We start from the raw sequence: 1,218 nt of genomic DNA on the forward strand, positions 1-1,218 counted from the left end.
ACGTGTCTACTTTCCGGGGGTCAGGTCCCCGAGTGGAAGCGTGCGAAAGTAGCCACGGATTTCCATATCACGGTTGCAACGGTGCGCTACTCCGTTCCGCACCAGCTTGTTGGCCGCACTGTCGATGTGCGCATCACAGGCCAGGTCTTGACCGTCTTTGACCAGGGGACAACCGTGGCAACCCACCAGGTTTCGCATAAGCGTGGGGCCTATGTCACTGACTATGAGCACATTCCATCTGGAATGGACTCCACCCGTGGACTGTGGACAAGCGACTACTTTTACCGCGAAGCCAGCAAAACCGGCCCGGCAACACGCAAGGTCATCGAAGAACTCATCGCGGCGAAAGCCATCCCGGCTCAGGCGTACCAGTCCTGTAGAAACGTGCTGTCGATGGGCAAACACGGCAACAAACCAATCCTGGAAGAGGCATGCCAGCGCCTGATGGCCAACGACGGCAGCCGACGGGCTGTGTCATATACCGCAGTCAAAAACATGATGACCGCCATACGCAAAGAACACGCCACCCGGCCCCGCGGGTTAGACCAGGCCCCGCGCAGCACCACAGTCAACCAGCCCACCGCCCCTGCAATCACCGACCGGGATACCACCGGCGCGTTTCTCGGCGGTGCAGACCAGTTCAGCATGGACAACCTCGCTAAGAAAGGACACTAAAAGCCCATGTCATCACCAACCCCGCCAGCAGATCGCTTCCTTGACGAGTCCGTCCTGCCCGACTTCACCGCGCTGCGGATGACTGCCTTCGGCAGAAGCGTCATCGACATCGCCAACGATCCCGCATTCGACGCATGGACGTTTTCCCAAAAGGTGCTCTACGCACTCGATAAAGAAGTCGCAGCCAGGCGTGAACGACGCATCAACAAACTGCTAAAAGCATCCCGATCGCCAAACCTTGATGCTTGCCTTGAAAACGTGGTCTGCACGCCTGACCGCAACATCAACCCCGAGCAAGTCAGCAGACTCGCTCACGGACAATGGTGCCACCTGGGCCAAAACATTGTCATCCTGGGCAAATCCTCAGTCGGCAAAACCTACCTCGCCCAAGCCCTGATCACAGCAGCATGCCGCAACGACTACTCCGCACGGTTCTACCGCACCGACATGCTCGCCGCCGAACTGGCAGTCCTCCAACCCGATGACCCCGCACGGCTGAAGTTCATCCAGCACCTCCACGACGTCGACGTCCTGGTCCTCGAT

General features: G+C 58.8%; 1 protein-coding gene and 1 pseudogene. Both read left to right on the forward strand.

Annotation, left to right across the window (positions count from 1 at the left end; all coding sequences use genetic code 11):
- Nucleotides 1-675: pseudogene (locus tag HMPREF2604_RS08355) on the forward strand (IS21 family transposase); the annotation flags it as partial.
- 6 nt (nucleotides 676-681) lie between these two features.
- Nucleotides 682-1,218 (forward strand): ATP-binding protein (locus HMPREF2604_RS08360; protein WP_246818402.1); only part of this gene is annotated, 537 nt, incomplete at its 3' end.

It is taken from the genome of Corynebacterium sp. HMSC055A01 (assembly GCF_001809405.1).
Taxonomy (GTDB): domain Bacteria; phylum Actinomycetota; class Actinomycetes; order Mycobacteriales; family Mycobacteriaceae; genus Corynebacterium; species Corynebacterium hesseae.